24 protein-coding genes and 1 tRNA gene are annotated in these 26,718 nt (G+C 68.2%); 11 read left to right on the top strand and 14 right to left on the bottom strand.

Annotation, left to right across the window (positions count from 1 at the left end; all coding sequences use genetic code 11):
* Positions 1 to 48 precede the first annotated feature (48 nt).
* The gene (locus OG734_RS26570) at positions 49 to 513 is read right to left on the bottom strand and encodes a GatB/YqeY domain-containing protein (RefSeq protein ID WP_330289999.1); all 465 of its coding nucleotides are present in this window, start codon (positions 511 to 513) and stop codon (positions 49 to 51) included.
* A 78-nt stretch (positions 514 to 591) separates the two neighbouring features.
* Between OG734_RS26570 and OG734_RS26565 the strand changes: the two genes are divergently transcribed.
* The 4 genes from OG734_RS26565 to OG734_RS26550 all read left to right on the top strand — a co-directional run bounded on the left by OG734_RS26565 (position 592) and on the right by OG734_RS26550 (position 4,128).
* Entirely contained in the window at positions 592 to 1,518 is a 927-nt protein-coding gene (locus OG734_RS26565) for a metallophosphoesterase (protein WP_330289998.1), read from the top strand.
* Positions 1,519 to 1,572: 54 nt separating this feature from the next.
* Entirely contained in the window at positions 1,573 to 2,349 is a 777-nt protein-coding gene (locus tag OG734_RS26560; RefSeq protein WP_330289997.1) for a Pr6Pr family membrane protein, read from the top strand.
* A gap of 52 nt (positions 2,350 to 2,401) precedes the next feature.
* A tRNA-Pro gene (locus tag OG734_RS26555) sits at positions 2,402 to 2,475 on the top strand.
* Between the two features lie 849 nt (positions 2,476 to 3,324).
* Entirely contained in the window at positions 3,325 to 4,128 is an 804-nt protein-coding gene (locus OG734_RS26550) for a hypothetical protein (protein ID WP_330289996.1), read from the top strand.
* On the opposite strand, the gene OG734_RS26545 is transcribed toward OG734_RS26550, so the two are convergent.
* The 4 genes from OG734_RS26545 to OG734_RS26530 form a co-directional block, all read right to left on the bottom strand.
* A complete protein-coding gene (locus OG734_RS26545) occupies positions 4,058 to 4,900 on the bottom strand; it encodes a PE-PGRS family protein (protein ID WP_330289995.1) in 843 nt (280 codons plus the stop codon). The two genes, OG734_RS26550 and OG734_RS26545, sit on opposite strands and share 71 nt — an antisense overlap.
* 151 nt (positions 4,901 to 5,051) lie before the next feature.
* Positions 5,052 to 6,587 carry a LacI family DNA-binding transcriptional regulator gene (locus tag OG734_RS26540; protein ID WP_330289994.1) on the bottom strand — a complete coding sequence of 512 codons (1,536 nt, stop codon included), beginning with the start codon at positions 6,585 to 6,587 and terminating at the stop codon, positions 5,052 to 5,054.
* A gap of 47 nt (positions 6,588 to 6,634) precedes the next feature.
* Positions 6,635 to 7,000, bottom strand: coding sequence for a helix-turn-helix domain-containing protein (locus OG734_RS26535; protein WP_330289993.1), 366 nt, complete (start codon positions 6,998 to 7,000; stop codon positions 6,635 to 6,637).
* 90 nt (positions 7,001 to 7,090) lie between these two features.
* On the bottom strand, positions 7,091 to 7,348 hold the full coding sequence (locus tag OG734_RS26530; protein ID WP_330289992.1) for a helix-turn-helix domain-containing protein: 258 nt from the start codon (positions 7,346 to 7,348) through the stop codon (positions 7,091 to 7,093).
* A gap of 477 nt (positions 7,349 to 7,825) precedes the next feature.
* Between OG734_RS26530 and OG734_RS26525 the strand changes: the two genes are divergently transcribed.
* The 4 genes from OG734_RS26525 to OG734_RS26510 all read left to right on the top strand — a co-directional run bounded on the left by OG734_RS26525 (position 7,826) and on the right by OG734_RS26510 (position 12,378).
* The gene (locus OG734_RS26525; protein ID WP_330289991.1) at positions 7,826 to 8,656 is read left to right on the top strand and encodes a helix-turn-helix domain-containing protein; all 831 of its coding nucleotides are present in this window, start codon (positions 7,826 to 7,828) and stop codon (positions 8,654 to 8,656) included.
* Positions 8,657 to 8,663: 7 nt separating this feature from the next.
* Positions 8,664 to 9,353 (top strand): zinc finger domain-containing protein, encoded by a 690-nt coding sequence (locus OG734_RS26520; RefSeq protein ID WP_330289990.1) that lies wholly within the window; start codon positions 8,664 to 8,666, stop codon positions 9,351 to 9,353.
* 872 nt (positions 9,354 to 10,225) lie between these two features.
* The gene (locus OG734_RS26515) at positions 10,226 to 10,654 is read left to right on the top strand and encodes a plasmid mobilization protein (protein WP_330289989.1); all 429 of its coding nucleotides are present in this window, start codon (positions 10,226 to 10,228) and stop codon (positions 10,652 to 10,654) included.
* Entirely contained in the window at positions 10,651 to 12,378 is a 1,728-nt protein-coding gene (locus tag OG734_RS26510) for a relaxase/mobilization nuclease domain-containing protein (RefSeq protein ID WP_330289988.1), read from the top strand. The genes OG734_RS26515 and OG734_RS26510 overlap by 4 nt, the downstream gene beginning before the upstream one ends.
* A 126-nt stretch (positions 12,379 to 12,504) precedes the next feature.
* Here OG734_RS26510 and OG734_RS26505 read toward each other — a convergent pair whose 3' ends face one another.
* From OG734_RS26505 to OG734_RS26490, 4 genes are read right to left on the bottom strand one after another with little or no spacing between them, the layout of a single operon-like run.
* Positions 12,505 to 13,581, bottom strand: coding sequence for a UbiA family prenyltransferase (locus OG734_RS26505; protein ID WP_330289987.1), 1,077 nt, complete (start codon positions 13,579 to 13,581; stop codon positions 12,505 to 12,507).
* The gene (locus OG734_RS26500) at positions 13,578 to 14,207 is read right to left on the bottom strand and encodes a hypothetical protein (protein WP_330289986.1); all 630 of its coding nucleotides are present in this window, start codon (positions 14,205 to 14,207) and stop codon (positions 13,578 to 13,580) included. Before OG734_RS26500 ends, OG734_RS26505 begins: the two co-directional genes overlap by 4 nt.
* Positions 14,208 to 14,211: 4 nt before the next feature.
* Entirely contained in the window at positions 14,212 to 15,159 is a 948-nt protein-coding gene (locus OG734_RS26495) for a hypothetical protein (protein ID WP_330289985.1), read from the bottom strand.
* Positions 15,159 to 16,187 carry a UbiA family prenyltransferase gene (locus OG734_RS26490; RefSeq protein ID WP_330289984.1) on the bottom strand — a complete coding sequence of 343 codons (1,029 nt, stop codon included), beginning with the start codon at positions 16,185 to 16,187 and terminating at the stop codon, positions 15,159 to 15,161. The genes OG734_RS26495 and OG734_RS26490 overlap by 1 nt, the downstream gene beginning before the upstream one ends.
* A gap of 349 nt (positions 16,188 to 16,536) precedes the next feature.
* Here OG734_RS26490 and OG734_RS26485 point away from each other — a divergent pair, with 349 nt between their 5' ends.
* On the top strand, positions 16,537 to 17,166 hold the full coding sequence (locus OG734_RS26485; protein ID WP_330289983.1) for a class I SAM-dependent methyltransferase: 630 nt from the start codon (positions 16,537 to 16,539) through the stop codon (positions 17,164 to 17,166).
* Here OG734_RS26485 and OG734_RS26480 read toward each other — a convergent pair.
* Entirely contained in the window at positions 17,163 to 17,813 is a 651-nt protein-coding gene (locus tag OG734_RS26480) for a DUF3159 domain-containing protein (protein ID WP_330289982.1), read from the bottom strand. The genes OG734_RS26485 and OG734_RS26480 overlap by 4 nt on opposite strands.
* A gap of 935 nt (positions 17,814 to 18,748) precedes the next feature.
* Positions 18,749 to 19,435 carry a DUF317 domain-containing protein gene (locus tag OG734_RS26475; protein ID WP_330289981.1) on the bottom strand — a complete coding sequence of 229 codons (687 nt, stop codon included), beginning with the start codon at positions 19,433 to 19,435 and terminating at the stop codon, positions 18,749 to 18,751.
* A gap of 353 nt (positions 19,436 to 19,788) precedes the next feature.
* Between OG734_RS26475 and OG734_RS26470 the strand changes: the two genes are divergently transcribed.
* Both OG734_RS26470 and OG734_RS26465 read left to right on the top strand, forming a co-directional pair.
* Complete coding sequence (locus tag OG734_RS26470) at positions 19,789 to 20,418, top strand: hypothetical protein (RefSeq protein WP_330289980.1); 630 nt, start codon at positions 19,789 to 19,791, stop codon at positions 20,416 to 20,418.
* A gap of 454 nt (positions 20,419 to 20,872) precedes the next feature.
* Positions 20,873 to 23,503, top strand: a complete 2,631-nt coding sequence (locus tag OG734_RS26465) for a valine--tRNA ligase (protein ID WP_330289979.1) — start codon at positions 20,873 to 20,875, stop codon at positions 23,501 to 23,503.
* Between the two features lie 63 nt (positions 23,504 to 23,566).
* On the opposite strand, the gene OG734_RS26460 is transcribed toward OG734_RS26465, so the two are convergent.
* The 3 genes from OG734_RS26460 to OG734_RS26450 are packed head-to-tail and all read right to left on the bottom strand — an operon-like array spanning position 23,567 to position 26,589.
* Complete coding sequence (locus OG734_RS26460; protein WP_330289978.1) at positions 23,567 to 24,490, bottom strand: glycosyltransferase family 2 protein; 924 nt, start codon at positions 24,488 to 24,490, stop codon at positions 23,567 to 23,569.
* 20 nt (positions 24,491 to 24,510) lie between these two features.
* A complete protein-coding gene (locus OG734_RS26455; RefSeq protein WP_330289977.1) occupies positions 24,511 to 25,185 on the bottom strand; it encodes a class I SAM-dependent methyltransferase in 675 nt (224 codons plus the stop codon).
* Between the two features lie 42 nt (positions 25,186 to 25,227).
* A complete protein-coding gene (locus tag OG734_RS26450) occupies positions 25,228 to 26,589 on the bottom strand; it encodes a hypothetical protein (RefSeq protein ID WP_330289976.1) in 1,362 nt (453 codons plus the stop codon).
* Positions 26,590 to 26,718 lie beyond the last annotated feature (129 nt).

The raw sequence follows: 26,718 nt of genomic DNA, 5'->3' as shown, positions 1-26,718 counted from the left end.
AGGAGGGCGCCCCCATCGACGTACGGGTGCGTCGGTGTTCGCGGCAGGTCAGCCGGCGAGGAGCTTCTTCACGGCGGCGGCGACCCGGCCGCCTTCGGCGAGGCCGGCGACCTTCGGGTTCACGATCTTCATGACCTGGCCCATGGCGCGCGGCCCCTCGGCACCGGCCGCCTTGGCCTCCTCGACGGCCTGGGAGACGATCCGGTTCAACTCGTCGTCGTCGAGCTGCTTGGGCAGGTAGGTGGCGAGGAGCTCGCCCTCCGCCTTCTCGCGCTCGGCCTGCTCGGGGCGGTTGCCCTGAGCGAAGGCCTCGGCGGCCTCGCGGCGCTTCTTCGCCTCGCGGGTGATCACCTTGGTGACCTCCTCGTCGGAGAGCTCGCGCTTCTCCTTGCCGGAGACCTCTTCCTGGGTGATGGCGGTGAGAGTGAGCCGGAGCGTCGAGGAGCGGAGCTCGTCGCGCGCCCTGATGGCGGTGTTGAGGTCGTCCCTGAGCTTCGACTTGAGCGTGGTCATGCGAACGATTGTCGCAGGTGCGGGAAGCGGACCGCCCGTGGATTTCCGCCGCCCCTTCCGGCCTGACACGATGGGAGCATGCGCGCGCGATACGGAGTACCCCTGGGAATCACGGCGGTTGCCGCCGCCGGCCTCGTCTACTCGGCGGGTTTCGAGACCCGCTCCTTCCGGCTTCGACGAGTGACCGTGCCGGTGCTGCCCGCCGGTATGCGCCCCCTGCGCGTGCTCCAGGTCTCCGACATCCACATGGTCGGCGGGCAGTACAAGAAGCAGCGCTGGCTCCGCTCCCTGGCGGGACTGCGCCCCGACTTCGTGATCAACACGGGCGACAACCTGTCCGACCCGGAGGGCGTGCCCGAGGTGCTGGACGCGCTCGGTCCGCTGATGGAGTTCCCGGGCGCGTACGTCTTCGGCTCCAACGACTACTACGGCCCCAAACCCCGTAACCCCGCCCGCTACTTGGTCGAGAAGGTCCAGGGCAAGCACGGCCTCAACGGCAACGCGCCCGCCGTCGACGTGGTCCACAACCCGTGGGAGAACCTGCGCGACGGCTTCGACGGGGCGGGCTGGCTGAACCTGACGAACACCCGCGGCACGCTGAAGATCGACGGCATGTCGCTGGAACTGACGGGCCTGGACGACCCGCACATCAAGCGGGACCGATACGCACAGGTGGCCGGCGGCCCCTCCGAGACGGCAGACTTCTCGATGGCCGTCGTCCACGCCCCCTACCTCCGGGTCCTCGACGCGTTCACGGCGGACGCGTACCCGTTGACCCTGGCAGGCCACACGCACGGCGGCCAGCTCTGCATCCCGTTCTACGGCGCCCTGGTCACCAACTGCGACCTCGACACCGACCGCGTGAAGGGCCTGTCGACGCACACGGCGGAGGGCCGGACGTCGTACCTCCACGTCTCGGCGGGCTGCGGCGCCAACCGCTACACGCCCGTACGGTTCGCCTGCCCGCCGGAGGCGACACTGCTGACACTGACGGCGCGGGACTAACCCAGACAGCCCACCCGGATCGTCCCATTTGCCCGCCCGCCCTAGCGTGAGGGCATGACCACCCCGATACCCAGCGACATACCGGACCTCCCCGCGCTCCCGGGTGGCCCGACACTCGTCCCCTCCCCCGTCCCCGCCACGGCGGTGGTGACCCCGGTACGCCGCCCCGTGACGGCGGTCTTCCGCCTCCTCACCGCCGCCGCAGCGGCCACGGCCGTGACGATCGAACTGGTCCTGGGCAGCCCGGCCCAGGTTCTGAGCCAGTTCACGATCCAGAGCAGCATCCTGCTGACCGTGGTCATGACCATCTCGGCCCGCCGCGCCTGGACGACCCACCGCCCACTCCCCGACGCCCTGACGGGCGCCACACTCCTGTACGCCGTCATCGCAGCCCTGGTCCACCACCTGCTGGTGGCCAACCCGTCGAGCCCGTTCACCACACCGTCTCCGCCGACGGGCTGGCACGCCATCACCGACCAGACGCTGCATACGGCGATCCCCATCGCGGCACTCGCGAACTGGCTGCTACTGACCGCCTCCGGCCACCTGCACCTGCGCCAGGCGGCACCATGGCTCCTGTACCCCATGGCCTACCTGGCCTTCTCCCTGGCCCGCGGCGACCTCCTCCTCCCGGGCACACCGAACCGCTACCTGTACGGCTTCCTCGACGTGGAGCAGCACGGTTACAAGAGCGTCCTGGGCAACGCCCTCCTCCTCGGCCTGGGCTTCTACGCGCTGGCCGTCCTCCTCATAACCCTCGACCACATCCGCCCGAACCTCGTCCACCACCGCGCCAAAACCGGATTTCGCCTGGGGCCACCGGTGGGCTAAAGTAAACGACGTCGCCGCGACAAGCAGGTTGAGCAGGACAAGCAGCGACAATCGGGGTGTAGCGCAGCTTGGTAGCGCGCTTCGTTCGGGACGAAGAGGTCGTGGGTTCAAATCCCGCCACCCCGACAGTTAAAACACCAGGTCAGGGCCGGTGCTGAGAAATCAGCACCGGCCCTGATTTGCGTTGCGGGCCCATTTTGGGAGCCATTTGGGAGCCGACTTCGGGGAAAGGCTCCCCGGTGGCTCCCAGCGAGTGGCGTTCCACCTTCGAGCGCGCCGGGCGCCGCATGTGCCCCGGGAGAGTCATCCCCACGGCTTGTGCCGAGGAGCCCGCAGACGGTACGACGATCGCCATGCACCCTTGGTCTCCGTTAAACGACCGGCAGATCGCGCTCCTCACCCGCATCGAGGGTGGAAGCGACCCCGTCACGTCGGACAGCCCCGAGCTCGCTCTTACCGCCCGCGCGCTCAAGGAGCGGCGCCTGATCACCATGCCCAAGCAGGGCGGGAAGTGGCAGGCGGAGATCACTGACGCGGGCCGCTTCTACCTGGAGCACGGCCATCACCCGGACCGGCCGGAACCAGTTCCGCGCAAGCAGCGGTCGACGGGTCCCGAGCAACGGACACGAACAGCCCCTCCAGCGCAGAGGCAAGCCCCAGCCTCATCCACGACGGAGCCAGCGCCGCAGCGCACCGCGAAGCCCTCACGGCCGTCGCCGGCGGAAGTCGGAGCGGCCTTGATCGCGGAGGTACAGCAGGCTGGGCGGTTCCTCCGGATCCCGAATCCCAGCGCCGAGGAGCGGGCCCGCTACCGCAGGGCATTCGACGCAGCCCGGCAATGTGCCCCTGAGGGATACAGCCTGAAGTACAGCGGGCGGGCGAAGGGGGACTTCTTCCTCGGGCTGCTCAGGGTGACCGGCGAGGACGAGACCGAGTGGAACCGGATCCGGCTGGCGCGCAGTCGTGTGATCACCGATGTCCAGGTACGTCCCCAAGCAGCCGGGCCGCCGTACGTACGACTGGCAACGTGTCACCCCAGCCCAGAAGTCCGAGCCGTCCGGCGAGCTGGAGCTGCTGGTCAGCCAGCAATCGGGTTCCAGCTACAGCTACGGCTGGAAGAAGGAGTGGGCCGACACGGCCAAGAAACCGTTGGAGGAACAGATCGGTTCAGTCCTCCGGGCGTTGAAGGCTCGCGCGGAGGAAGAGGAGCGGGCTCGACTGGAACGTGAGGCGGAGCAGCAGCGCCTACGAGAGGAGCGGGAGCGGCAGGAGGCCGAGCGTCGGCGCCTGGAAGCGGAGCGGGAGGAGCGCGAGCGGCGGGAGTGGGAGGCCGCCGTCAGCGTGGCTTCGATCAAGGCGGTTCACGCGGTACGGGGCGAGCATTTCGGCACGGCCCTTGAGAGGTGGCAGGCTGCAGGGGAGATCCGGACGTTCTGCGCCGCTCTGGATGAAGCCGCCGCCGCGTCGGAGGACGCCCTCGAAGCCGAAAAACTGCGAGAGTGGTCGGCTTGGGGCAGGGCGGAGGCCGACCGGCTCGACCCCACCCTGAGCGGCAGGGGCCTGGCTTCTCTCGACTTCCACGCGGAGCCGACGGGAGATCAACTGCGGCCGTTCCTCGACGGCTGGCACCCACACCGGCCGGAGAAGGAAAAGAAGCCCGCTGCACAGCCGGCGCCGCCCAAGGCGGAGCCAGATCCGTGGCGCGGTCTCATCGACGCACGTCAGGATCAAGGCTGGCGACATGGACCCCAAGGTCGCGCTCAATGGTGGAGGCGATGACGCCGTGGCCGCGGTCGCGTAGTGCCTTGACCGCCTTCTCGACCAGCTCTCCGATCCGGATGACCTCGGCGCGTAGGGCAACCAACTCGTCGTAGCGGTCGGCCTTGTCCTGGCCGCACCACGCCCGGACGGTACGCAGGACGGCCGCCTCCGCGTCCAACTTGCGCTCGTCCCGCCGACTGTAGGAGTACCTGGAGGGCTGGGCACGCTCCTGCTCGATGTCCCGCTGCTTACGGTCCACCTCCGGAAGGATCTCGTCGGCGAGTCGGCCAGCCACGTGGCGGGCGATGCACTCGGTGATCGGCCACCCGGCAATGCACATGCCGTGGCGGTTCTCGTACACCATGGCGTCGCTACGGAGCTCGGCCGCGTCGATGCCGGTGAGCGGTGCCGTCTCGTCGAGGCGGCTCAGCTCCAGAACCCCTGCGTCCGCCACGATTCGGCGTAGGCGCAGCCTGTTCTTCGGGCGGACGAACCCGAGGATCATGCGGGCGGCCTCGAACTCCGTGCTGCCCCGGACGTGGCGGGAGGACTCCACCAGCGCCAGCTCCGCCGCGTCGTCCGCGCGGAACGTATCGACATCCACCCACGGTGCTACGAGAGAGCCGGAACTGACCCACTCCTGCAGGCCAACGGCATCGCCTTCGAGAAATCGCACGTGGATCCAACCAGACCTACCAGGACCGCCCACTCGAACGACCTCCACCTGGCGAACCGCGCTGCCCAGATCCTTCGGCCTCGCGCGGTAGGCCCAGTGTTCGCCAATCTCCATGTGCCTATTGAGCCAGGTCTGTTGGCCCCGTCACCGGGTATTTGCCGTAACGGCCGGAGCGAGCTGACCGCTCCATGTTGACGCTGGGCCGGTGAGGCATCGCGGGAGATGGCTGTGCTCCTGGCGGTGACCGCCAGGAGCACAGCAGCATTCACCGTTGGGGCTCTTCAGGCGCATGCGACTCTCTGCGTGCCCGTAGGAAATCGCCGAGTACGCGGACTGGTGACGTGGGGCTCATCGCCAGGCGAGCGTCGAGTGCCGTCTCCCATTGTTCAGTCAGTCCGAGCATGAGGCGCTTGCGCATGCCAGGGGTGACGTGGGCGTAGCGAGCCGAGACCGATCCGTCGATGTGGCCCATGCGTTCGTCCATGAGGACCTTCTCGGTGCCGAGGTCCTCCATCACGGTCCGGTGGGTGTGGCGAAGGCCGTGGGGCGTAAGGCCCTTGGCGATCGGGAGCCAGCAGGCGTCGGCCCGGTCACTGGCGCCACGTCCCCGGGCCGGGATGCCGGGCCGCGGTTCGCCCAGGAGCGGTACGGGGCGGGCATCCTGCGGTGCCTTCCTCGGGTACCAGCCGGAGACCGCCGGAGTGAACAGCCATGTCGCAAAGCCGTTTCGGCGCCAGTGGGCGGCGTGCTGCGCCACCACGCCGCCCCGCACGAACCCCAGGTCCACGATGGCCTGCTCCACCCTCACCCGCTTGGCCTCGGTGACGCGGTCGGGGTGGTTGAGGACGTTGGACACCGTGCCCGTGGAGACTTCGGCACGGCGTGCGACGTCGATGAGCTTCGCACCCTGGTGGCCGCCGGTGCGGGCCGCGCCCTGTCCCCGGAAGACGTAGGTCTTGCCGTGACACGGGCAGGGTTTCGGCTTCGTTCGGGCGACGTGGTTGGCGACCAGGGCCGACAACCAGTCCATCGCATCGATCTTGCGGTAGCTGTCGTCCTTGGGCGGACAGCGCACCAACTCGCCGGTGTCGAGTTCGTACAGCTGCCACTCGACGCGGACGGAGCCTGGGCGGGCGAACTCCGTCTCCAGGCCGACGATTTCGCCCCAGCGCATGCCGGTGTACCCCTTGAGGACGACGGCGACGAACTCGTCGTCGCGGCCGGAGAGCAGGGCGGCCCGTTCGGCGGTCAGCAGGATGCCGAGCGGGTCAGTGATGACCTTCTCCGGGCCGCGGTCGCGGGAGCGGCCGGCGCGCTTGCCGCGTCCGCGCCGCCTGGCCGCCGGGTTGGACGTGATCAAGCCCTCGTCGATCGCGTCCTCGAAGATCAGGTGGAGCGTCGAGCGCCAGGTCTTGACGCTGGAGGCCGCGTACACGGCCTTCTCCTTCTTCTCCCACAGGTCAACGTCCATGCGCAGGACGCCGGCGAGCGCCTTGTCCTCGAAGTCGGGGAGCAGGTGCTCCTCGATGTGACGCTTGTAGTTCTGCATGGTCGAGGCGGCCAGATCCTGGGCCGCGTACCAGCGGTTCGCGTACTCGCCGAAGGTCTCCTGGCCAAGCGACGGGTCGCGCCAGTCACCGCGCCGGTACTTGTTCTCGGCCTCGCTCGCGGCGCGCTGGGCCTCGCCCTTGGTGGCGAACCGGATCGCCTTGCCGTTCTCGTCGGCGACCGTGAGGTGCATGCCGGGCGCGGTCTTGTATCGGCCGCGCCAGTAGTTCCCACGCTTCTCCGCGAAACCCAACTTCCGTCTTCCTCCTTGCTCGTGGCTCGTGGCTGGGTGCGGGCGCGCTACACGACGGTCTCGTACTGGGTACGGCGCGGCGGCCGGGCCCGCAGATGCCCCGTCGTCGCGGCCGTCGTCGGCCGAGAAGACTGGGCGGCGCGAGTTCGTGCAGCGGGAGGACTTGTTACTGCTGGACCGGCCAGCGCACTGTTGAAGGATCGCTTCGGGCGCTCTTCGTGGAGGCGGACGATCTCGACGAGGTGTGCGGCGGTGAAGCGGTAGGCGCGGCCGACGCGGGTGTGCGGGATGAGGCCGCGCCGAGCACGGTCCTTGACCCACCAGGCGGAACAGCCGAGGGCTTCGGCGATTTCTTCGGGGCGGTAGAGACGGGGCAAGGGGGCTCCGCCCTCGGTGCCGGGAAAGCGGCGCACGAGGGCAGGGGATATCTCGGAATGGTGCAAGAAGAGTGGGTCCTAACTCGGTTGGGGTCCTGCTCACTCAGCAGTGCTGGGCGGCCTTCGTCACATGGCGCTCGGTCCCTGCAGCAGCACGAGGGGCGAGACGTGGAGGGCCTGGGCGAGGGCGACGAGGTCGTCGACGTCGCAACGGCGTTCGGCGCGTTCGATGCGGGACAGCATCGTGTTGGACATCGGGCGGCCGAGGGCGGTGACACGAGCGGCCAACTCTCCTTGGGCGAGACGGCGTTCGGTACGGAGGATTTCGATGGTGCGGGCGGCCCGTATTCCGGCCGGACCGATTTCCAGGGATCGTGTTGCCATAGCTCCAATTGGAACTCGCATTCGCCGGTTTGGTAAACCGGCGATCGTCGGCTATGTTGCGCCCGGCCGGGCAAGGGGCGTTGCCGCGGGTTGGGTTCCGGGCAGCCGGCGGGTGGTGGCTTCATCGGTCGGACGGGCGCTCTGACATGGGATGTTGTGTTGTAGCTTGCGCTCCGACGGAGGTCAACGGCTTCCCGATGTGATCCTTCTGGCTCGGCCCCGTGGGCAACCAATTTCGGCAACCGGCAGTCTGGGATTATCATTTAAGGAATGCCCCAGAGCGTGCGTTCGCCGTCAGCTGTCTGAATTCTCGGCGGAATGCTGGACTTCTGCGGCGTTGATGTGACTGTCTTGGCTAGGCGAAGCCACCAGTCCCCACGCCCCTCGGGCCGGGGCTGTACCGCCACTCTCCCCGCGCACTGCCCGACAAGGGCGCGCAACTCCACCTGCCCGTCCTGACCCAGGAGCCGCCGACCCATGAGCCTCGACGCCCGAGAGTGGGTGTGGGACCACAGCCGAAGCAAGGGCACAGCCCGCATGGTGCTCGCGTTGATCGCCGACCGCTGCCGCGACCGGAACTGCGTCGCGTACGCCTCCGTGCCCACCCTGATGAAGCGAGCGAACGCCTCCCGTACCGCCGTACGCGACGCCCTGGCGAAGCTGATCGCCGACGGCGAGCTCGTGGCGCTCGGTGACCACAAGGGGCCACGGGGAGAGACGTATTACCACCTCCCGGAAGCCGCTCGGTTCCTCGCCGAACACGCCGTTGAAGGGGACTGGGAACCGGCCCATCCGGGGGATCGGATTCCGACCCTCGGGGTACCGGAATCCGACCCTTCCGATCCTTTCGAAGAGGAGCCGGAATACGGCCCCGGGGAACGGAATCCGACCCCGGGAGGGTACGGATTCCGACCCGTCGGGGGCACGGATTCCGACCCCCAGAACAGTAGAGAACCAGAGGTGAACGGTAAGAGCAGCAGCTCTGCCCCACTCATCTCCGCCGACCAGTGGCAGATCGACGACGGCACCCGGGCCTGGTTGCAGCAGCACGGCCACCTCGACCGCCTCGGCGAACAAGCCGTCCGATCGGCCGACGAGAAGTGGCGCGTGTACCGGGCCACGTGGCCTCCCCGTACCGCAGCCGCCTGGGCTGCCGACTGGCGCACCTGGATCGCCCGGGAGCACACCCCCACCCCAGGCCGCCCGAACCTCTACGCCCTGCCCGACGGCACGCCCACCCGGGCCCCTGGCATGACGCGCTCCGAGCAGCACATGGCCGCCCTCGACGAACCGACCGGAACGGAGTAACCCGCCCTTGGACTCACGCGAAGTCGCCGCTGTCCTCGCCTACACCGGCCGCCTAGACCCCCGCACCATCCGCACCGGCACGGGCGAAGCCCGTGACCAGATCGCCCAGTGGCAGGAGCTGCTCGACGACGTGCCCTTCGCCACCGATCACGGCTGGGACGTCCGCGAGGCAATACGGGCCCACGTCCTCGACTCCCCGTACCCGATCCTGCCCGTGGACGTCGCCCGCAGATGGCGGGCCCATCGGCGCGACCGCCTTGACCGGCACACCGACCCCACACCGGCTGCCGACCCGGACGATCCTGCCGCCTGGCGAGCCGAGTTGCTCCGCGCCCGCCACGCCGTCGCGGCCGGCGTGGCCCCGCCTTCCACACACCGGCAGATCACCGGCGGTGACCCACAACGCGACATCGATGAGCACCTGCGCGCGATCGGGTCATATATCCCGCCGGCCGTCCGCACCGAGCTGACCCGCTACCGTCCAACCCGCGCCGCACGCGAGGCCGCCGTCACCACAGGTGCCCCCGACGCGCTCAATGTCCGGTGCGAGTGGTGCCACGCGCCCGCGGGCACCCCGTGCCGACAACGGCGGGCAAGCCCGGACGGCACCGCCAAGGGCAACGCGGTACGTGCGACTCCCCACCCGTCGCGCATCGACCTCGCGACTGCCCGGATGGACCGACAGCGGGCTGCGTGACGCGGGCCAGCCTCGCTCCTCACCGTAGCGTCGTAAGTCCCCCAGCCGTCGGGTCCCGGATCGGTAGGACCCGATGGACGAGGACGTCTCGATGAGCACCTTGGGGACCGCGTCCCGGGGACCGAGCCTGCGAAGTTCGGGGACCGGATCTCGGTCCCCGATGGTCCCCGCGATCACGGTCAACTCTTGGCGGGGACCGTGACGTGCGGGAGCACCGCGCGTCGGAATCGGGGACCGTGACGCCACCGAACTGGGGACCGGCTCAGGACCGGTCCCCAGAAACTGCAGCTCAGACGGGCTATCTGGTTGGTCTCCAGAGCGTCCCCGACGACGGGGACCGACCCCGCATCGGCGCACGCGGTTGGGGACCGGTCCCCGCAGTGCAGCAGGACGGGACGGTCCCCCTGACGACGGGTCACGGGGACCGTCCCCGATGAACATCTCGTCACGGTCCCGAACCGTCTGGGGACCGTGTACCGCCGCACGCACGCCGGGGAACCGGTCACCGGCGCACGTCCTTCGACCACGGCTCTCGGCCCGACGGCCCAACCTCAACAGCCCGTCTCAGATCTCGTCCCGCAACAGCCCAAGAGCTGCCCCATCCCTGGTCAATCGGCGCCTTGGCAGTTCAGCTCCCCAACCGAACACACCCCGGAGGACCGCACGTGCACGAACGACACCATGAACGCCTCGGCACCCGTCAGCAGGAGATGCCCGCCACCCCAACCACCAGCGCAGCAAGTTGGAGGTTCGGACACTCCCCCGCAGGGGGAGTGTCCGAACCCGACCCCGCCCCGGGGGTGGCGGGGTCCGTCCGGCGCCAGGGGGCGCCGGACGGGAAGGCTGCGACCGAGGGCGGATCGCAGCCGGGAATGGCCGGTCGCAAGCGCCGGACCAAAATCAAGGGGAAGGCGCGTCCGCGTGACAAGAAGCAGCGTCCTGCCCAGAGTGTCCGCCTCAGTGATCAAGAGCACGCCATCATCCAGGTCGGCGCCGATGCCGTAGGCATGAGTCTGGCCGGCTTCCTCGCCCACTCCGCGCTGGCCGCCTCCCGTGACCAGTCCCGCACCGCCGCCACCATTGCCACCGAACGCGATGTGCTCACAGAGCTGTTCGCCATGCGCCGTCAGCTCGGCTGGGCCGGCAGCAACCTCAACCAGGTGGCCAAGGCCCTCAACTCCGGCGGCGATGTCCCCCACCTCAAGGAGGTACTCGCCGACATTCACTGCGCGGCCCACGCCGTGAAGAAGGCCGCCGACCGGGTCACCAACCGCCAGGAGCAAGAAGGTGAGGCGGCTTGATCCCCAGCATCCACAAGCAGGGCAGCCGTACCCTCGGCCTGCTCCGCTACCTCTACGGCAAGGGCACCCACGAGGAGCACGTCGACCCGCACCTGGTCGCCTCCTTCGACCACATGGCGCCCGACCCCGGCCGCGACCCCTCGGCCACGATGGAGGACCTCAAGCAGCTCCTCGACCAGCCCCTCCATCTGCTCGACGCCGACCAACGGCCCGAGAAGCACGTGTGGCACTGTTCGGTGCGCGCCGCCCCCGACGATCCGATCCTGGCCGACGAACAGTGGGCCGACATCGCCCGCCGCATCGTCGCGGCCACCGGCATCGACCCCGACGACGGCGCCAGCTGCCGCTGGGCCGCCGTCCGCCACGCGGACGACCACATCCACATCGTCGCCACCCTCGTACGCGAAGACGGCCGCCGCCCTGACCACCACCGCTCCGGCAAACGCGCCCAGGCCGAAGCCCGCCTCATCGAAGCCGACTACGGCCTCCACCGCGTCACCCCCGGCGACGGCACCGCCGCGAAGCGCACCACCAGCGCCGAGCGGCACAAGGCCGAACGTCTGGGCAAGGAGCGTGCCTCCCGCGAGGAACTGCGTGAGACCGTCCGCCGCGCGGTGGCCGGCGCCGCTTCCACGGACGAGTTCCTCGGCCGCCTCAAGGACGCCGGGCTTCTCGTCCGCGTCAAGGTCCTGCCCTCCGGTGACCTGAAGGGCTACAAGGTCGCCTTGCCCGACGACCGCAACGAGGACAAGGAGCCGATCTACTACGCCGGATCCACCCTCGCCCCCGACCTGTCCCTGCCCCGCATCCAGCAACGCTTCACCACCGACTCCGCCCCCGCGGAGGCCGCCGACAGCGAGCGGCCGGAACGCCCTACCGCGCCCTCGGCACCCGCTGCGGCACGGCGCACCACCACCCACGCGGCCTGGGCGGCACTGCTCATCCTCGACCACAGCGGCGACGACGGCGCAGCTGCTGCCCAGATCGCCGCCACCGGCGAGGTCCTCGACGCCCTCGCCAAGACCTCCGCCCTCCGCACCCGCAACGAACTGCGCCAAGCGGCCTGGGAGTTCGAGCGGGCCTCCCGCTCCCACACCCGAGCCGGGTACCGCCACGCGCAGGACCTGCGCCGCGCGGCCCGCGACCTTGTCTACGGCGGGCCCGCGTTCGGCCGGGGCGAGGACGGGGCCGGCACCGCGATGGTCCTGGACACGCTGATCTTCCTCGCCCTCGCCGCCGCCCACTGGCACGCCCAGCGTCAGCACGCCCAGCAGGCCGAGGCCGCCCACCGGACCGCCGAGCACCTGCGGGCCGCCTACCAGCAGGCAGCCACCGAACCCCTCACCGTGCTGCGCGAACGGGGCCGCCGTATCGCCCCGTTCCTGCGCCACCACCACGCCACCACCGTGCGCGCCGCCCTGCCCGAACTCGCCGAGACCGTCCTGGCCGAGCCCGGCTGGGACGCCCTGGCCGCCACCCTCACCGACGCCACACAGGCAGGCCACAACCCGCAGGCTCTACTCGCCGAGGCCGCCGCCCGCAGGGAACTGGGCACCGCCGACTCCATCAGCGACGTCCTGGTCTGGCGCCTGCGTCACATGGCCGACCTTCCTGCCTACGCGCCGACGGCCCCGGAACCCACCCAGGGCAGCCGCCTCACGGCTGGCCAGGCCGTGACTCCGCCCATCGCAGCGCCTTCAGCATCACGCGCGCCGCGCCGCTGATCCTGGCACGGGTCCGTAGCCGACCACGCCGCTGACGTCACCGGCTGCGCGTCGCACGACGGGCCCGACCGGTTCTCCCGGTCGGGCCCGCCATCTTCTGACTCGTTCCCCAGGTCGGGCAGCCCTTCACGCCTCCGGCAACTCCTTGTACGCAGACGGCAGGCGCCGTGCGGTGCGGGCCAGGAGCCGTCGGCCGAGGGCTGCCGCGAGCGTGGCTCCCGTCACGGCTCCCAAACTCAGGGCGACTTGGGCGGGGCGGGGTGCCAGGGCCGCCGTCGCGCCCAGCACCGCGACGACCGGGCCGGCGAGGAACAGCACACTGCGGCCGCCGGCCGAGACGCGCCGTCCGGCGGTGTGGCGTGCCAGGGGCGCAGTGCCCGCGAGGAGGGCCGTGAGGGTGGTCAGGAGGAGCGGAAGCCGGGCCGACCCGGTAAGGACTGCCGTGAGGCACAGCGCCCCTGTCACCGCGTAGCCGGCTGTCATCGTCAGCCGGAACGCGGTGGAAGTACCGACGCCGTGGGGTCCGGGCCGCAGGCCCAGCACGATCGCCGTGGTGCGGAGCCCGGCGGACAGGTCCGTCTCGAGGTCCTTGATGTCTCCTCCTGCCACGTCGAACGCGGTGACCACCAGGGCGAGAGCGGCCGCCGCCGCCAGATGTCCGACCGCGGGTGCCGGGGTGAACGCGAGCAGCGGTGCGGCCACGCTGACACCCCAGAGCAGGTCGGACACCGGGGTGGGGACACGGGAGCGCTTCTGCCGCGTGTTGCCCCAGACAGTGAGGGCCAGGGAGACCCACAGGAGGGAAGGGTGCTCGCTGGGCAGGGTGAGCACCGCGAGCGTGAACAGCGCGCCCAGGAGCAGCGACAGGACGACAGCATGCCGGACCGGTACGCGTCCCGAGGTCAGGGGCCGGTTGGCTCGCCGTGGGTCCAAGGTGTCCAGTTCCCTGTCGGCGATGTCGTTGCTGGCACAGCTGAGGCCGTGCAGGGCCAGACCGGCTGCGAACCATGCGTACGCCGTTGCCGGTGAGCCGGTGGGTGACACGGCAAAGCCCAGCAGGAAGGGCGCCGACAGCAGGGGCAGGCACTCCAGCCGCACCAGACCCGTGTAGTCCCAGAGGCGTCCGGCGATCCCCGTGCCGTTACGGCCGGAGATGGCTGCGGCCGGTACGGCGTTGCCGTGCGCGGTCCTGGCGTCCCTCACGGTTCCTCTCGCCCGCCTGGTGCCGCCTCGCTCAGTGCGTCCAGGGCGTGCTGGAGCATCTCCAGGCTCCGCTCGGTTCCGGCCGCGGACAGCGCAGCGGCGGGGATCGGCTCGCCCCGGGCGACCCGGATCGTACTGAACGGACGGGGCACCGACTGGCCCTGGAACTCCCAGGCCCGGTCCGCGCGGACGCGCAAGGGGGCGACCGCCCTGCCGGTGTCCTTCGCCAACGCTGCAAGGGAAGTCCTCACCCTGCCGTCCCGGCGGCCTCCGTCCGTGAAGATCCCGACGGGCCCCGTGCGCTCGCGGAGGAAATCCCGGACCTGCTCGTACGGGCTGCGGTGTCCTCCACGACCGATGCGGAAGACGTCCACTCCAGCGGCCAGAGCGGGCAGTGCTGCCGCGTAGCCGCCGACCGTGTTGTCGTTGACCCAGGCGAAATGACGGAATCCGCGAGCGGCGAAGACCCCGGGGACGAGGTCCCCGTGCGGCATGTAGTAGAGCACCGGGTCCGGGGGCATCACCGTGCGCGGCACCCGCACGGTGGGGCGGAAGAGACCGATGCAGAGGGTGTAGTAGACACCGTAGGTGTGCCCGGTCAGCCGGGCACGGACCGGGGGCTTCACGCGGTCACCCCAGACGAGCATGGGCGCCTGATCCCTTCTCCGCTCGGTCGAGTTGCCCTGCGGCGCGTTCGGCCCATGTGTCGGTCAGTCCGAGGACGACTTCGGCGTCGGTCCGCGACAGCGCGGCGCGTGCCCGCTCAAGGCAGCGCAGTGCGAGTCGCAGCACCACGGCCGCTCCGCCGCTCAGATACAGCGCGTCGAGGAGGTCGTCCGCGGTGTGTGCGGCGAAGGGCGTGAGCGAGGGGTCGGCACTGTCGGGGGCGCTGATGCCCAGGGCACTGATGCCCAAGGAGACGGGGAAGGTGACGTTGCGGTGTTCCCAGTCCTCCCTCAGATCTTGCAGGTCGTCGAGCAACTGGAGTCCGGAACACAGGTCCGTAACGGCCTGGGGAAGCTCCGCGAGGTGCCGCGACCGTCCGCAGCGCGCCGCCACGACGACCAGGGCCAGAATCCCGGGGGCGGCCTTCTCTCCCAGACGGAACACGTCGTCGGGGCTGTAGTCGTCTTCCGGCCGTTCGTTGTGCGCGATGTCCCGCAAGAGCGCCTCGGCATAGGTGGCCGCACCGGCGGCATGGGACACCAGGAAACGCTCGGCTCCGGCCCCGAGCCGTGCCCCGCGCGTCAGGTACAGGGTGAGCGCGGCGTCCATGAGCACAGCTTGCCTGGGGGAAAGCCGTCCCTGGTCGACGAGCTGGTCGTGCAGGACGTAGTACAGGTGCCCGAGGCCGAAGACGGTGGCGACATTCTCCAGCCAGCCTCCGTCCTCCTCCCCCCAGTGCATGGCCTGGGCGAGTGGCATGTAGAAGAAGCCGGAATCGAGGCCGAACACCTTGCGAGGGAGTTCCCGGACCGTTGTGTCGAGCGCGGGTACGGCGTGGGTGATCTCGTGGTGAATGCGAGCGACGACGGTTTCCCAGGGCACGGCGGAGCGCGCCTCATTCAGGGACAGCATCAGGCGATCTTCTCCTGCTCACGGGTAGGGAGGGCCACCAGGCCGCGGGTCAACACGAGCCACACGGCGGTGAGGACGGCGACGACGACCGTCGCGAGGGGTGCCCAGAGCAAGCACGCCACCATCAACGAGAAGAAATTCAAGCCGAGATAACGCTCCCGGCCGTTCGGGTCCACGGCCCGCGCCTGCCGCACCAGCGTCCACAACGAATGGCCGGCCATGCCCTGGAGGACGAGCAGTACGACCGTCGTCACCGCGCGGTGTCCGGCCGGAGACGGCGCGGCCAGGACCAGTGCGAGAAGGGAAGACGCCGAACCGAGCAGCAGAACGCAGAGCAGCAGCAGATAGGAGCGCGTCGGTATCAGCCGGTCTGAATCGGTCAGCCGCACCCCCGCCCGGAGCGCTGTTGTGTCGTCTCCCACCGCCCGGTCGTGTTCGAGGTCCTTGAGATTTCCGGCGACGACATTGAGCAGGACCATGTGGATACCGAAGGCCACGGCCACCAGCCATGCGGGCGTGAGATCACGCGGGGCCGTCACGGCACAGCACAGGACAGCCGGTGCACCCATGTTCACGCCGAACAGGAGGTCCATCACCAAGGGATGGGCGATCCTGCGCTTCTGATAGGTGTTGGAAAAAGTGACGGTCGCGAAAAGGACGGTCATGCCTACGGCGAACAACCACCCGGATTCTCCGGCGACCGCGGCGAAGATTGTCAACGCGACGGCCAGAGCCAACTGAACTCCGAGAGCGATACGCGCCTCGGTAATACTGACAGCACCACTGACCAGAACACTTCTGCGTCGCGCCGGGTTCCGTCGGTCGGACTCCAGATCGGCGAGGTCGTTGACCGTGCACCCATAGGTGTGACCGAGTACCCCGAGGGCCGAGACCGCGATCACCGGAGCTGGGGAGACGTCTCCCCCCGCGGCCACCAAGGGGCCGAGGGGGTAGACGAAGGCCGCCGCGCTCGCGGCATGAACCCTGGTCAGCCGGCTGTACCGCCGGAGACCGGAATCCTTTCTCACCAAGTGACGCCTTCATCGGCTCGCGGTTCGAGAAGCCGTCGGCGTTCTCGTGTGTTGTCCGCCGTCTCCGCCGTACGCCAGTCCTGCTTGATCGAACCCACGAGCTCTTCGAACAATTTGCGATCTTCGATGGTTGCCGAACTGCCTTGCTGCACACCCGCCCCCTTGATCAGTGATGCAAAGTTCCAACAGTGTGACCGCGTACTTGATGAACTGTCCATACGTACGGAGTAGTTCGATTATCCGAGATCGGAAGTGCACAATGATGCGAGAGGATCACCGAAAAGATCTCAATCGCTCACGGCAAACGATCAGAACCGGGCGGGGAACCGGGGAATTCTATGCATGTGTGTTCGGTTCGGAAGTGGTGGACCGCGCGGGTCCGATTCTCGACATCGGCGCAGGCGACTCACCCTTCGGGCGTGAGCGGCTGGATGTCGTCCGGGTCGACCCTGCGTACGCGGACGAGCCCCCGGCGGGTTCGAGGGCGGTCGCCGCGCTCGGGCAGGCCCTGCCCTTCGGTGACCGTACGTTCTCCGTCGTCTTGGGGAACTTCGTCGCCCAGCATGTACGGGACGTCGACGAACTGCTGACCGAGTTGCTCCGGGTGGTACGGCCGGAGGGCTTGCTCGCCCTGCACCCGGTCTGGCGGCCGTCCGCCGGGCGCCGCGCAGTGAGTGAACTGGACGGACATGCCCGCCTGTTGCCGTCTGCCGACATCCGGGCATCCTGGTACGGCGGTCTGCGCCCGCCCCCGCGACGGACGCGGTGGAGGACGCTGCCTTCCTTGGTCCTGCGCCGGCCACCGCACGGGGCGCCGGGGGAACTCGGCCGGATCGCGGAGACGATCGCCCGGAGCCGCACACTTGTCCCCCCTGCCGTCATCGCCGTGCCGGCGCGCTGGGGCATGCGGGCCCTGGTCTGCGCGAGGGGTACGACACGGCTCACTCTTCCCGGTAACCGGGACTCACCTCCCTAATTCCCGGCAGCCTTTGGCGAGTCGGTCTCCGCCTTACGCTGCTGGGCAGCGCCGTGAGCCAGGACGGCGAGCGTCACCGCGGCGCAGGCGATCTGCAACGGCGCGCGCAGCACGAAGCGTGCCACGAGCAGGACATCGGTGTCGCCGCGCAGGTACAGGACGGTCATCACGAAGGCTTCCGCGGCGAACCGTGCCGCCCACAGCAAGGTGAGCAGTGCGTGCACCCGCTTCGAACCCGGAACCCGGAACCGCCATCGCCCGGCGACGGCGCGCAGCACCACGCCGATCAGGGGCCGCCGCAGCGCCACGCTCGCCGACAGCACCACCGCGTAGAGCGCGTCGACCAGAATGCCCGGCAGGAAGTAGTCCTGCGCCCGGCCCGTAAGGGCCGCGAGAGCCACAGAAAGAGCCAGCAAGCCCAGGGCCACCAGCATCTTTCGCGTATGCCCCAGGCGAGAGGCGATCAGCGTGGCAGCGCAACCGACTGCCAGGGCGACGCACGCCGCCACGGCCAGGGACGCCGACGCGAAGCGCCAGGCACCGTACCAGACGAGGGTCGGTGTGCCGACCAGAGCCACCAGGCAGGCGTCGCGGGCCATCACCGAGCGCCGCGACTGCGCCGGCTCCGTCGAATCTGGGGACGTCACGGCAGCGTTGCCCCTTTTCCATCGACTGATGCGTTCCATCCGTAGTCGTGCGGCCTCGAAGGGGTCGGCTACCCGAAGAGCCGAGGAACAGCACGCCCACGATGCCGCCCGCGACGGCTGCCGCCTACGTCCCCGACGCCATGAGCACCGCCAGGACGAGCCACAGGACGAGGAACATCACCGACGCGATCATCAGGGGAATTCGAGATCGCTGGGCTTGGCCGGGCGAGGGCCGGCAGATTCTCGGCGACCTTCGCGACGATCGCGAAGAGGATGATGCCCCCAAGAATCACGCTGACGACGGCCGTGGTCACCGTCTGACTGCCGTCCGCGAGCCGCACGTATTCCACCTAATACGGCCACCCTTCCCCCTGCCGGTCAGCTTCTTGATTCCGGCCAGTGTGGAGGGACCGATTGCCAACTGTCCTGATATCGGAGGCTTGTTGCCCGTTTCGTGACCAAGGAGGGGACGCGAAGCGTTGCCGCAGGGGGCCGCCGGGCAAATCCTGGTACGGGCAACAAGGTAGATCGAGCGTGAGGAAGGCGAGTCTTCGGGCCCGCCTTCCCCACGTTGGCCTGCCGTTACTGATACGGACCTCGCCCTCGATGACGAGCGGCTGCATCCAGCGCATCATCACTCCTCGACATCCTGCCGGGACGGGGCCCACAGATCTGCCGACGGTAAGTCCGGCACAATCGCTTCCGAACTCGACCCAGCCGACGCCGGTGCCTGGACGCTGTCGAACGGCAGTGGCTGCCGCGCGTGCATCCGGATCAGCGCGAGCGCCTCACGCTGGGCCTCACGGAGTTCACGGTCGGCGCGAGCACGCCGTCGGAACACGAAGTCTCCATTTCTGTCATCTGACGGGCAGAGGAAACGTGCAACTCAGGCCAAGCGGCGACGAGCAGCACGAGCCACTCCAGTTCGCGGATCGTCAGCCGCGGCGGACGACGCTGAGCCGGCCCTCGGCGCTCTCGGGCAGCGTGCGGCGAGGCACCGGGTCCGGTGAGGCGAGCGACGAGGCGAACGCGGCGACCAGATCGTGCGGGACGCTCGCGCTGAAGCTGGCACACCACAAATACGGGGCGCGCAGAACGGGTTGCGCCCATGCCTGCCAACCCACCAGGTCGGGACGCGGATCGGCGTCCTCGATCAGCGGCGGCAGCATCTCCAGGGAGACGCTGGAGGCGAACCCGGGGTCGATGGCGGTGGTGTGGGGCCGGTCCACGTCGCGGACCCAGCCCCGCGCGCTGAGTGCGTTGACGACCGTGTCGGGCCCCGCACAACCGACGTCCGGCGCCTCACGGGCGTCGAGCGCGACGAGGAGATCAGCGAGCGCCTCGTACGGGACACTGCTGGTGAAGTATGCGTTCCACTCCGCCATTGTGGAGGCGGCATTTAGGCGGGCACTCAGCTGCCAGGCAACGGGCAGTCCGCCCAGCTCAAACGGGTAGGCCGCCAGGATCCACTCGGCGCCGCGCAGCCCGTCCGGGCTCACGTACAGCAGGGTGTGGCGGGCCGTGGGCCACATGCGCCAGCCGAGGCCGGTCAGGGTGTCGCTGATCCGCTCGGCGAGTACGCCGTCGTCACCGGCCAGGTGGCGGGGAGTGACCCAGTACACCGGGTCCGACGAGTCGGAACGGGAGGGATCGCTGGGGTGGTGCGGGTGCAGGGGCGCCTCCGTGGGCTCAGGGGGTTTTACGCTAAGACGTTGTACGTTGACATGGTTTGCAGCAGCACACCAGTCCTTGCAGGATCTTTCCTGTCTGCCCCGGCGAACTGATGCAGTGGCACCCCACCATCAGCCCAGGCGGTAGACGCGGAGCGGGCACGGCTACCAGTGCCCGCTGGTAGCCATGCCCGCGACTGGGCTGGATCTGGCCGGGTGGATGTTGCGTTGCTCAGCAGCCGACGGAGGCGGGTGCACAAAGAAACCGGTCGAGGGAGGTGCCGAGGCGCTGGCACCCTGGTGCAATGTTGTTCAAGCTCACCGGGTCCAGTTGCTCGGGCAAAACGACGCTCGCCAACGGCACAGCTGGCAGACTCCGGCCGATCGTCGTGCACGACTTCGATGAACTCGGTGTGCCAGAGGGCGCCGACCTTCACTGGCGCCATCGAATGACCGAGATGTGGGTGCGACGCGCGCTGGAGTACCAGGATCGCGGCGTTGACCTTCTACTCACCGGGCAGTCTCCCCTGGGCGAAGTCCTCGCCGTGCCCTCCGCGCCACTACTGGACGGCATCGCCGTATGCCTGGTCGATGTCGCCGACGAGGTCCGGCGCGTTCGACTCGCCGAGCGTGACCCCGGCCGGTGGGACGCTCCGGCGGTCGACGCCTTCATCGGCTGGGCCGCATGGCACCGGAAGCACGCTCTCGACCCCCGTCACCGGCCCGACGTCGTCATCGACAACAGCTGGCCCGCGATGGCCTGGCAGCGCTGGACCAGGTGGCACGCCGATGATCCCCGATGGCGCACTCAACTGCTCGACACCACGGACCAGCCGGTCACGAAATCCGTAGACCAGGTCGAGCGGTGGATCACTGAGCAGCGCGAAATGCATCGGGCTGGCCGACTCGCCCTGGGTCACGACTGGGCTTCATGATCCGATCGGGCGGTCCGGGCGTACAGCTGCCATCATCACCCACGTCCACCAGGCCGGTCGTGGCTCATGTGAACTGCCGACCGAAGCAGTTGCCCACTCGGGACCTGGACACCGCCGAGTCCGTCAGCGACGTCCTCCTCCGGTGTGTGAGTCAGATCGCCGGCCTGTCTGCCGAGCCTGCTGCCCCAGCACACGGCCGCCCCGCCAGTGGCCCCGCCCCGATCACGACAGAAGCAGCACGGACGACAGTCGAGCTTTCCTCCGACGCCGAGATCTTTGCAATCGGGCGATCCGGCAGTAGCCGAAGCAGGTAAACTGGTTCACGGTCGCACGAGAGCGTTCTTGGTCACACTTGGACTGCCTTCGTGCGGCCACTTTCATGCCCTGGCCAGGGACTGCGCTCGGAGAGAAAGTCCGGCGAAGGCAGAGACCCCGGGCCCCTAGAATGGCCGTCGTGACCGACAACACTCAGCGCCCCGACAGCGGGCTAAACAGCTCCCCCGAACTGCCGACTCAGTACGCGCCGGCCGAGGTAGAGGGGCAGCTGTACGAACGCTGGGTAGACCGCGGTTACTTCGAGGCCGACGCAAAGAGTGACAAGCCCGCGTACACCATCGTCATCCCGCCGCCGAACGTCACCGGCTCCCTGCACCTCGGGCACGCCTTCGAGCACACGCTGATCGACGCCCTGACCCGCCGCAAGCGCATGCAGGGCTTCGAGACGCTGTGGCAGCCGGGCATGGACCATGCCGGAATCGCCACGCAGAACGTGGTCGAGCGTGAGCTTGCCAAGGAGGGCAAGTCCCGCCACGACCTCGGGCGTGAGGCTTTCGTCGACCGCGTGTGGCAGTGGAAGGCCGAGTCCGGCGGGCAGATCGCCGGCCAGATGAAGCGCCTCGGCAACGGTGTCGCCTGGAGCCGTGACCGGTTCACCATGGACGAGGGTCTCTCCAGGGCCGTGCAGACCGTCTTCAAGAAGATGTTCGATGACGACCTGATCTATCGCGCCGAGCGCATCATCAACTGGTGCCCGCGCTGTCTGACGGCCATCTCGGACATCGAGGTGGACTACCAGGACGACGACGGAGAGCTCGTCTCCATCAAGTACGGCGAGGGCGACGAGACCCTGGTCGTCGCGACGACCCGCGCCGAGACGATGCTCGGCGACACCGCAGTGGCGGTCCACCCCGACGACGAGCGGTACGCGTCGCTCATCGGCAAGCAGATCAAGCTGCCGCTGACCAACCGCACGATCCCGGTCGTCGCGGACACCCACGTCGACCCCGAGTTCGGCACCGGCGCGGTCAAGGTGACCCCGGCCCACGACCCCAACGACTTCGCCATCGGCCAGCGCCACGGCCTGGAGTCGCTGACCGTCATGGACGAGCGCGGTGTCATCACGGTGCACGGTCCGTTCGAGGGCCTGGACCGTTTCGAGGCCCGCTCCGCGATCGTCGCCGCGTTGCGCGCCGACGGCCGGATCGTCGCCGAGAAGCGCCCGTACGTCCACTCGGTGGGCCACTGCTCGCGCTGCAAGACGACGCTGGAACCGCGCCTGTCCCTGCAGTGGTGGGTCAAGGTCGAGACGCTCGCCAAGGCGGCCGGGGACGCGGTCCGCGACGGACGCGTGAACATCCACCCCGGCGACATGTCCCAGCGGTACTTCGACTGGGTCGACAACCTCAACGACTGGTGCATCTCACGGCAGTTGTGGTGGGGCCACCGCATCCCGGTCTGGCACGGCCCGAACGGTGAGACGGTCTGCGTCGGCCCCGACGAGCAGCCTCCGACGGGCGAGGGCTGGACCCAGGACACGGACGTCCTCGACACGTGGTTCTCCTCCGGCCTGTGGCCCTTCTCCACGCTCGGATGGCCGGAGCAGACCCCCGACCTGGAGAAGTTCTATCCGAACTCCGTGCTCGTCACCGGATACGACCTCATGTTCTTCTGGGTCGCCCGCATGATGATGTTCGGCCTGTACGCCATGGACGGCGAAGTGCCGTTCCGCACCATCGCGTTCCACGGCATGGTCCGCGACGAGTTCGGCAAGAAGATGTCGAAGTCCTTCGGCAACACCGTCAACCCGCTGGACTGGATGGACAAGTACGGCTCGGACGCCGTCCGCTTCACCCTGGCCAAGGGCGCCAACCCCGGCACGGACGTCCCGATCGGCGAGGACTGGGTCCAGGCGTCCCGGAACTTCGCCAACAAGATCTGGAACGCCACGCGCTTCGCGCTCATGAACGGCGCCACGATCGAGGGCGACCTCCCGCCCGTCGAGAAGCTCTCGGCCACGGACCGGTGGATCCTGTCCCGGCTCAACGCGACCGTCGCCGAGGCGGACGCGTACTACGACGACTACCAGTTCGCGAAGCTCGCCGACTCCCTCTACCACTTCGCGTGGGACGAGGTCTTCGACTGGTTCGTCGAGCTGTCGAAGACGACCTTCTTCGAGGGCGGCGAGCAGGCGAAGGTTTCCGGCCGCGTGCTGGGCGAGGTCCTCGACGTCACCCTGCGCCTCCTGCACCCGGTCGTCCCGTTTGTCACCGAGAGCCTCTGGACGACGTTGACCGGCCGCGAATCCATCGTGATCGCCGACTGGCCGACGGACAGCGGATTCCGCGACCCGGCGGCTGAGGCAGAGATCGACAACCTCCAGCAGGTGATCACGGAGGTCCGCCGCTTCCGCTCCGACCAGGGTCTGCAGCCGGGTCAGAAGGTCCCGGCCCGTCTGGACCTGTCGGGCACGCAGCTCGCTGCCCACGAGGCCGCCATCCGCCAACTGCTGCGCCTCCAGCCGGAAGGCGACGACTTCAACGCCACCGCGACGCTCCCCGTCGCCGGCGCCACGGTCGCACTCGACCTGTCCGGCACGATCGATGTCGCGGCCGAGCGCAAGCGTCTCGCCAAGGACCTCGCGGCGGCCGAGAAAGAGAAGGCCCAGGCCACGGGCAAGCTCGGGAACGAGGCGTTTCTGGCGAAGGCCCCGGACAACGTGGTCGACAAGATCCGCACCCGCCTCGCCAAGGCAGAGGAGGACATCGTCCGTCTCCAGACCCAGATCGACAATCTGCCGTCTGCCTAACGGCCAGGCCAGCGAAGAAGCCCCGGACCGTGGTCCGGGGCTTCTTGCTTGAGTGTGCGGCGGCTACGGGATTCCCAGGCACTCGAACGGACTCGACAGGGAGAACTCCCTCTGGCGAGCGACCGTCAGGGCCTGCTCGACGTCGTGCGTGGCCATGCGAATCAGGTCGTCGAGTCGAGAGGGCTTCGACGCAAGGACGTCGCGGGCAATGTCTTCTGCACTGCCGTCGCGCTGGAAGTGGTGCTGGAACAGGTCAAGGTTCTTCTCGACCACGAGGAGGGTCATGTCGAACTCGGAGATCGCGGCGTTGGACACGCGCCGGCCGCGCGAGTGCACCCGGTACTCGTGCAGCGGGCCGGAGATGCACACGATGGCGTTGTGCGCTCCGTTGCGGAAACGCCCGGCGAGGAGGTTCACGGCGAACGCCCAGTCCCCCCACTTCAGTACCTGCGGGTCATACATGCCGCCGTGGATCGCGTCGTCGCGGCGGTAGACGATCGAAGTGGGCACATGGTGCTTGCGCAGCACCAGCTCCTCCCGGCACGGATACGAGGAGATGGTGAGGCCCTCGAATTCGCCGATCATGCGGGACATCGTGTGCACGAAGGCCACGTGGTCGTGTGTCCGGAGGATCTCGACCGCGCGGTCCGGATAGCTGCCGTCTGCGAGGAGTTCCGGAGCGGTGGCGAGGCGGTCGTCGGCATCGAGCTGCATGACGTACTCGAAGCCCGCGGCTTCGACACCAGCATTCCTGGCCGCGTGGTGCCCGCTGCGACCGAGGCAGATTACCCGTACCTCCGGTCGTTCGCCACATGCTGCGATCGCGCTGAGAGTGCTCTCATCGTCCGATCCGTCATTCACGATCAGGACCTCGTACGGGAACACGTGCGGTTGCCCAATGAGGGAATCCACGGCCTCGATGAGGTAATCGCCCGAGTTGAAGCAGGGGATGACGAAACTGATCCCTGCTGGCATGGTCGACTTCACGATGATCTCCCTGTCACTGATCAGGCCGACGTGTTTGCCGCAATGACGGTGGCGCGGACCGCTTCGAAACAGTTGGCCCCGGTTCGGCTGTCTGTCTCGGCGTGCTCATCCCAGAGCAGCGTGACGTCCCACCCGTGGTAGACACGCTCGATGAGGCGCTGGAAAGACTCGGGCGAGTAGCCTGCTTCGCCCTCGATCTGCCGGAGCCGGCCCTCTGCGGATCTGCGGGTGATCGACGTGAAGACCTCAAGGTAGTGATAGTTTTTTGACCGCGCGTTGGCGACCGCGCTCTCCAGCACGGACTCGACGTCGGGTTCTGCGAGGTAATGCAGTACGTCCTTGGCGACGACTATCCCGAAGTTCCGGTCAATCGCGTACTCCTCAACGAGCAACTCACGTACGTCGATTCGCTGGGCCAAGTCCTCCTGCCCGTCCAGGCGCAGCAAGAGCACGCTGCTCGGGACCTGGTCGACGGCAACCACTTTGTACCCTGCCCGCGCCATGGCAATGGTGTAGTTCCCCGCGCCGTATCCAAGGTCTAAGGCCGTCCGCGGAGTCCCTTCCCCGATTGAGTCCAAGACCAGGTTGAACCGCTCAGAGATCGGGGCCTGGAGGTTCTCCGCTGTGTTCCTCCCTCGCTGGATCGCATCCACGTAGAAGGCATGTACGGACGCCTTCGACACCAGGTCAGCCATTGAACTCCTCCTCAGTCGCTGTGAGATGGGCACTGCGAGCCACTAGAACGGGACCTCGATCAGGCGGCCCGGAGTGAGGACCGCCGAGGCGAGCGCCTCGGTCACCTTCATCGGGAGGAGGTGGCTGGCCAGGGAGCTCCGCTCCTCCGCGCCGTTCAGCCAGTGCTCCATCAGCTGACGGTTGCTGTCGCTGTGGAACAGCCCGTCGAACGACTCCTCCGACACGTACTGCTCGTCGCGGAGGAGGGTGGCGTTGGCGCGCGTGGTCACACGGGCGAAGGCGTCGATCCCGTCTGCGCTGGCACCACGAGGGATGTCGTAGCAGTGGACGTGCGTGGAGAACAGCGTCGAGATCTGGGCCTCCATGTCGACGCTCGAAGTCCGGCCGTTCACGTTGTAGAGCTCTGGCGGGAGCTCGTCCCAGTTCCGGATCGACGGAGTGGTCTGCTCGAAGGACAGCGTGCCGAGCGAGACCGTTCTGCCCGACGCGATGTCGACGAGACGGAACGTGGAGGTTACGTCGGTCTCGCCGAACCGGAAGCCGTCGTCGGCGTCATCTGCCCAGAGCGGATCGCAGTCCTGGAACCTCCTCGTGATCGGCCGGGACATCCGCTGATGCTGGTCGATGGGGAACGCGCCGAAGCCGCTGAGCTCCAGTTTGAACTGGAGCTCAGGGAACAGGGCAGAGTTGAGCGAGAGGATCTGCGTCGCGAGATCGACGTAGTGGTACGCGCCGTGCATCATCATCCCGTAGCCGTACTTGTACGGGTGATCGTCGCGGCTCTCGAACTCGCGCTGGAGATTCCATACTCCGCCAGCTGCCCGGAGATGGAAGGAAGTCAGGGGTGCCTCCCATCTCTCCATTCTCTCTCTGAGTGACGCGATGACCCTCTGGTTGTAGATCGGGTGGTACCGACTCAGGGTCATGACCGAGTGCTCCGCCGGAGAGTCGACAGAGACCCCGATGAGCTCCTGCATGGTCTTGGTGATGTACGACGGTTTGAAGCGGCCATCCACCATGGGCGCCAACACGGGCTTCTCAACAAGCGAGTTGATGTGGTTCTCCACGCAGAACCGAAGGTATGCCTCATGCGCCCGTACTTCCGTGGCGATGTATACCTTCGTCGGTATTCCTGGCGTACGGAGACGTCGCACTGCCGCTGCGATGATTTCCTGCGGAGTCTCCCGCACCCTGGCATCGGAGTCCGGGAGGTAGACGATTCCTCGCGGCTTCAGGTCAACAGCCTGTACTCGCTGCTCGATTGCCGACCTCTGGCACTCCAGGTCGATGATGGAGTAGGAGTCGATATGGCCTGACTGGACAGCACCCTTGATGCAGGGAAGGTACTTGTTGGCGACGATCTCATCGAAACCGACCACAATGAGATGATGCTTCGCTATCACGGGACCACCTTTTCAAGTATGCCCAGGAGGCATGGCGAATGCGGTGAGTTTTTGAGCGCACGCCACTACAAACCGAAAGGCTGCAGTGCACGGTTACTGCAAGTTCAGCAGTCGGGAATTCCCTACCTG

Origin of the sequence: Streptomyces sp. NBC_00576 (assembly GCF_036345175.1) — a bacterium.
GTDB lineage: Bacteria > Actinomycetota > Actinomycetes > Streptomycetales > Streptomycetaceae > Streptomyces.
The sequence above is the reverse complement of the archived record's forward strand: the minus strand, read 5'-3'. Positions and strand labels throughout refer to the sequence as shown.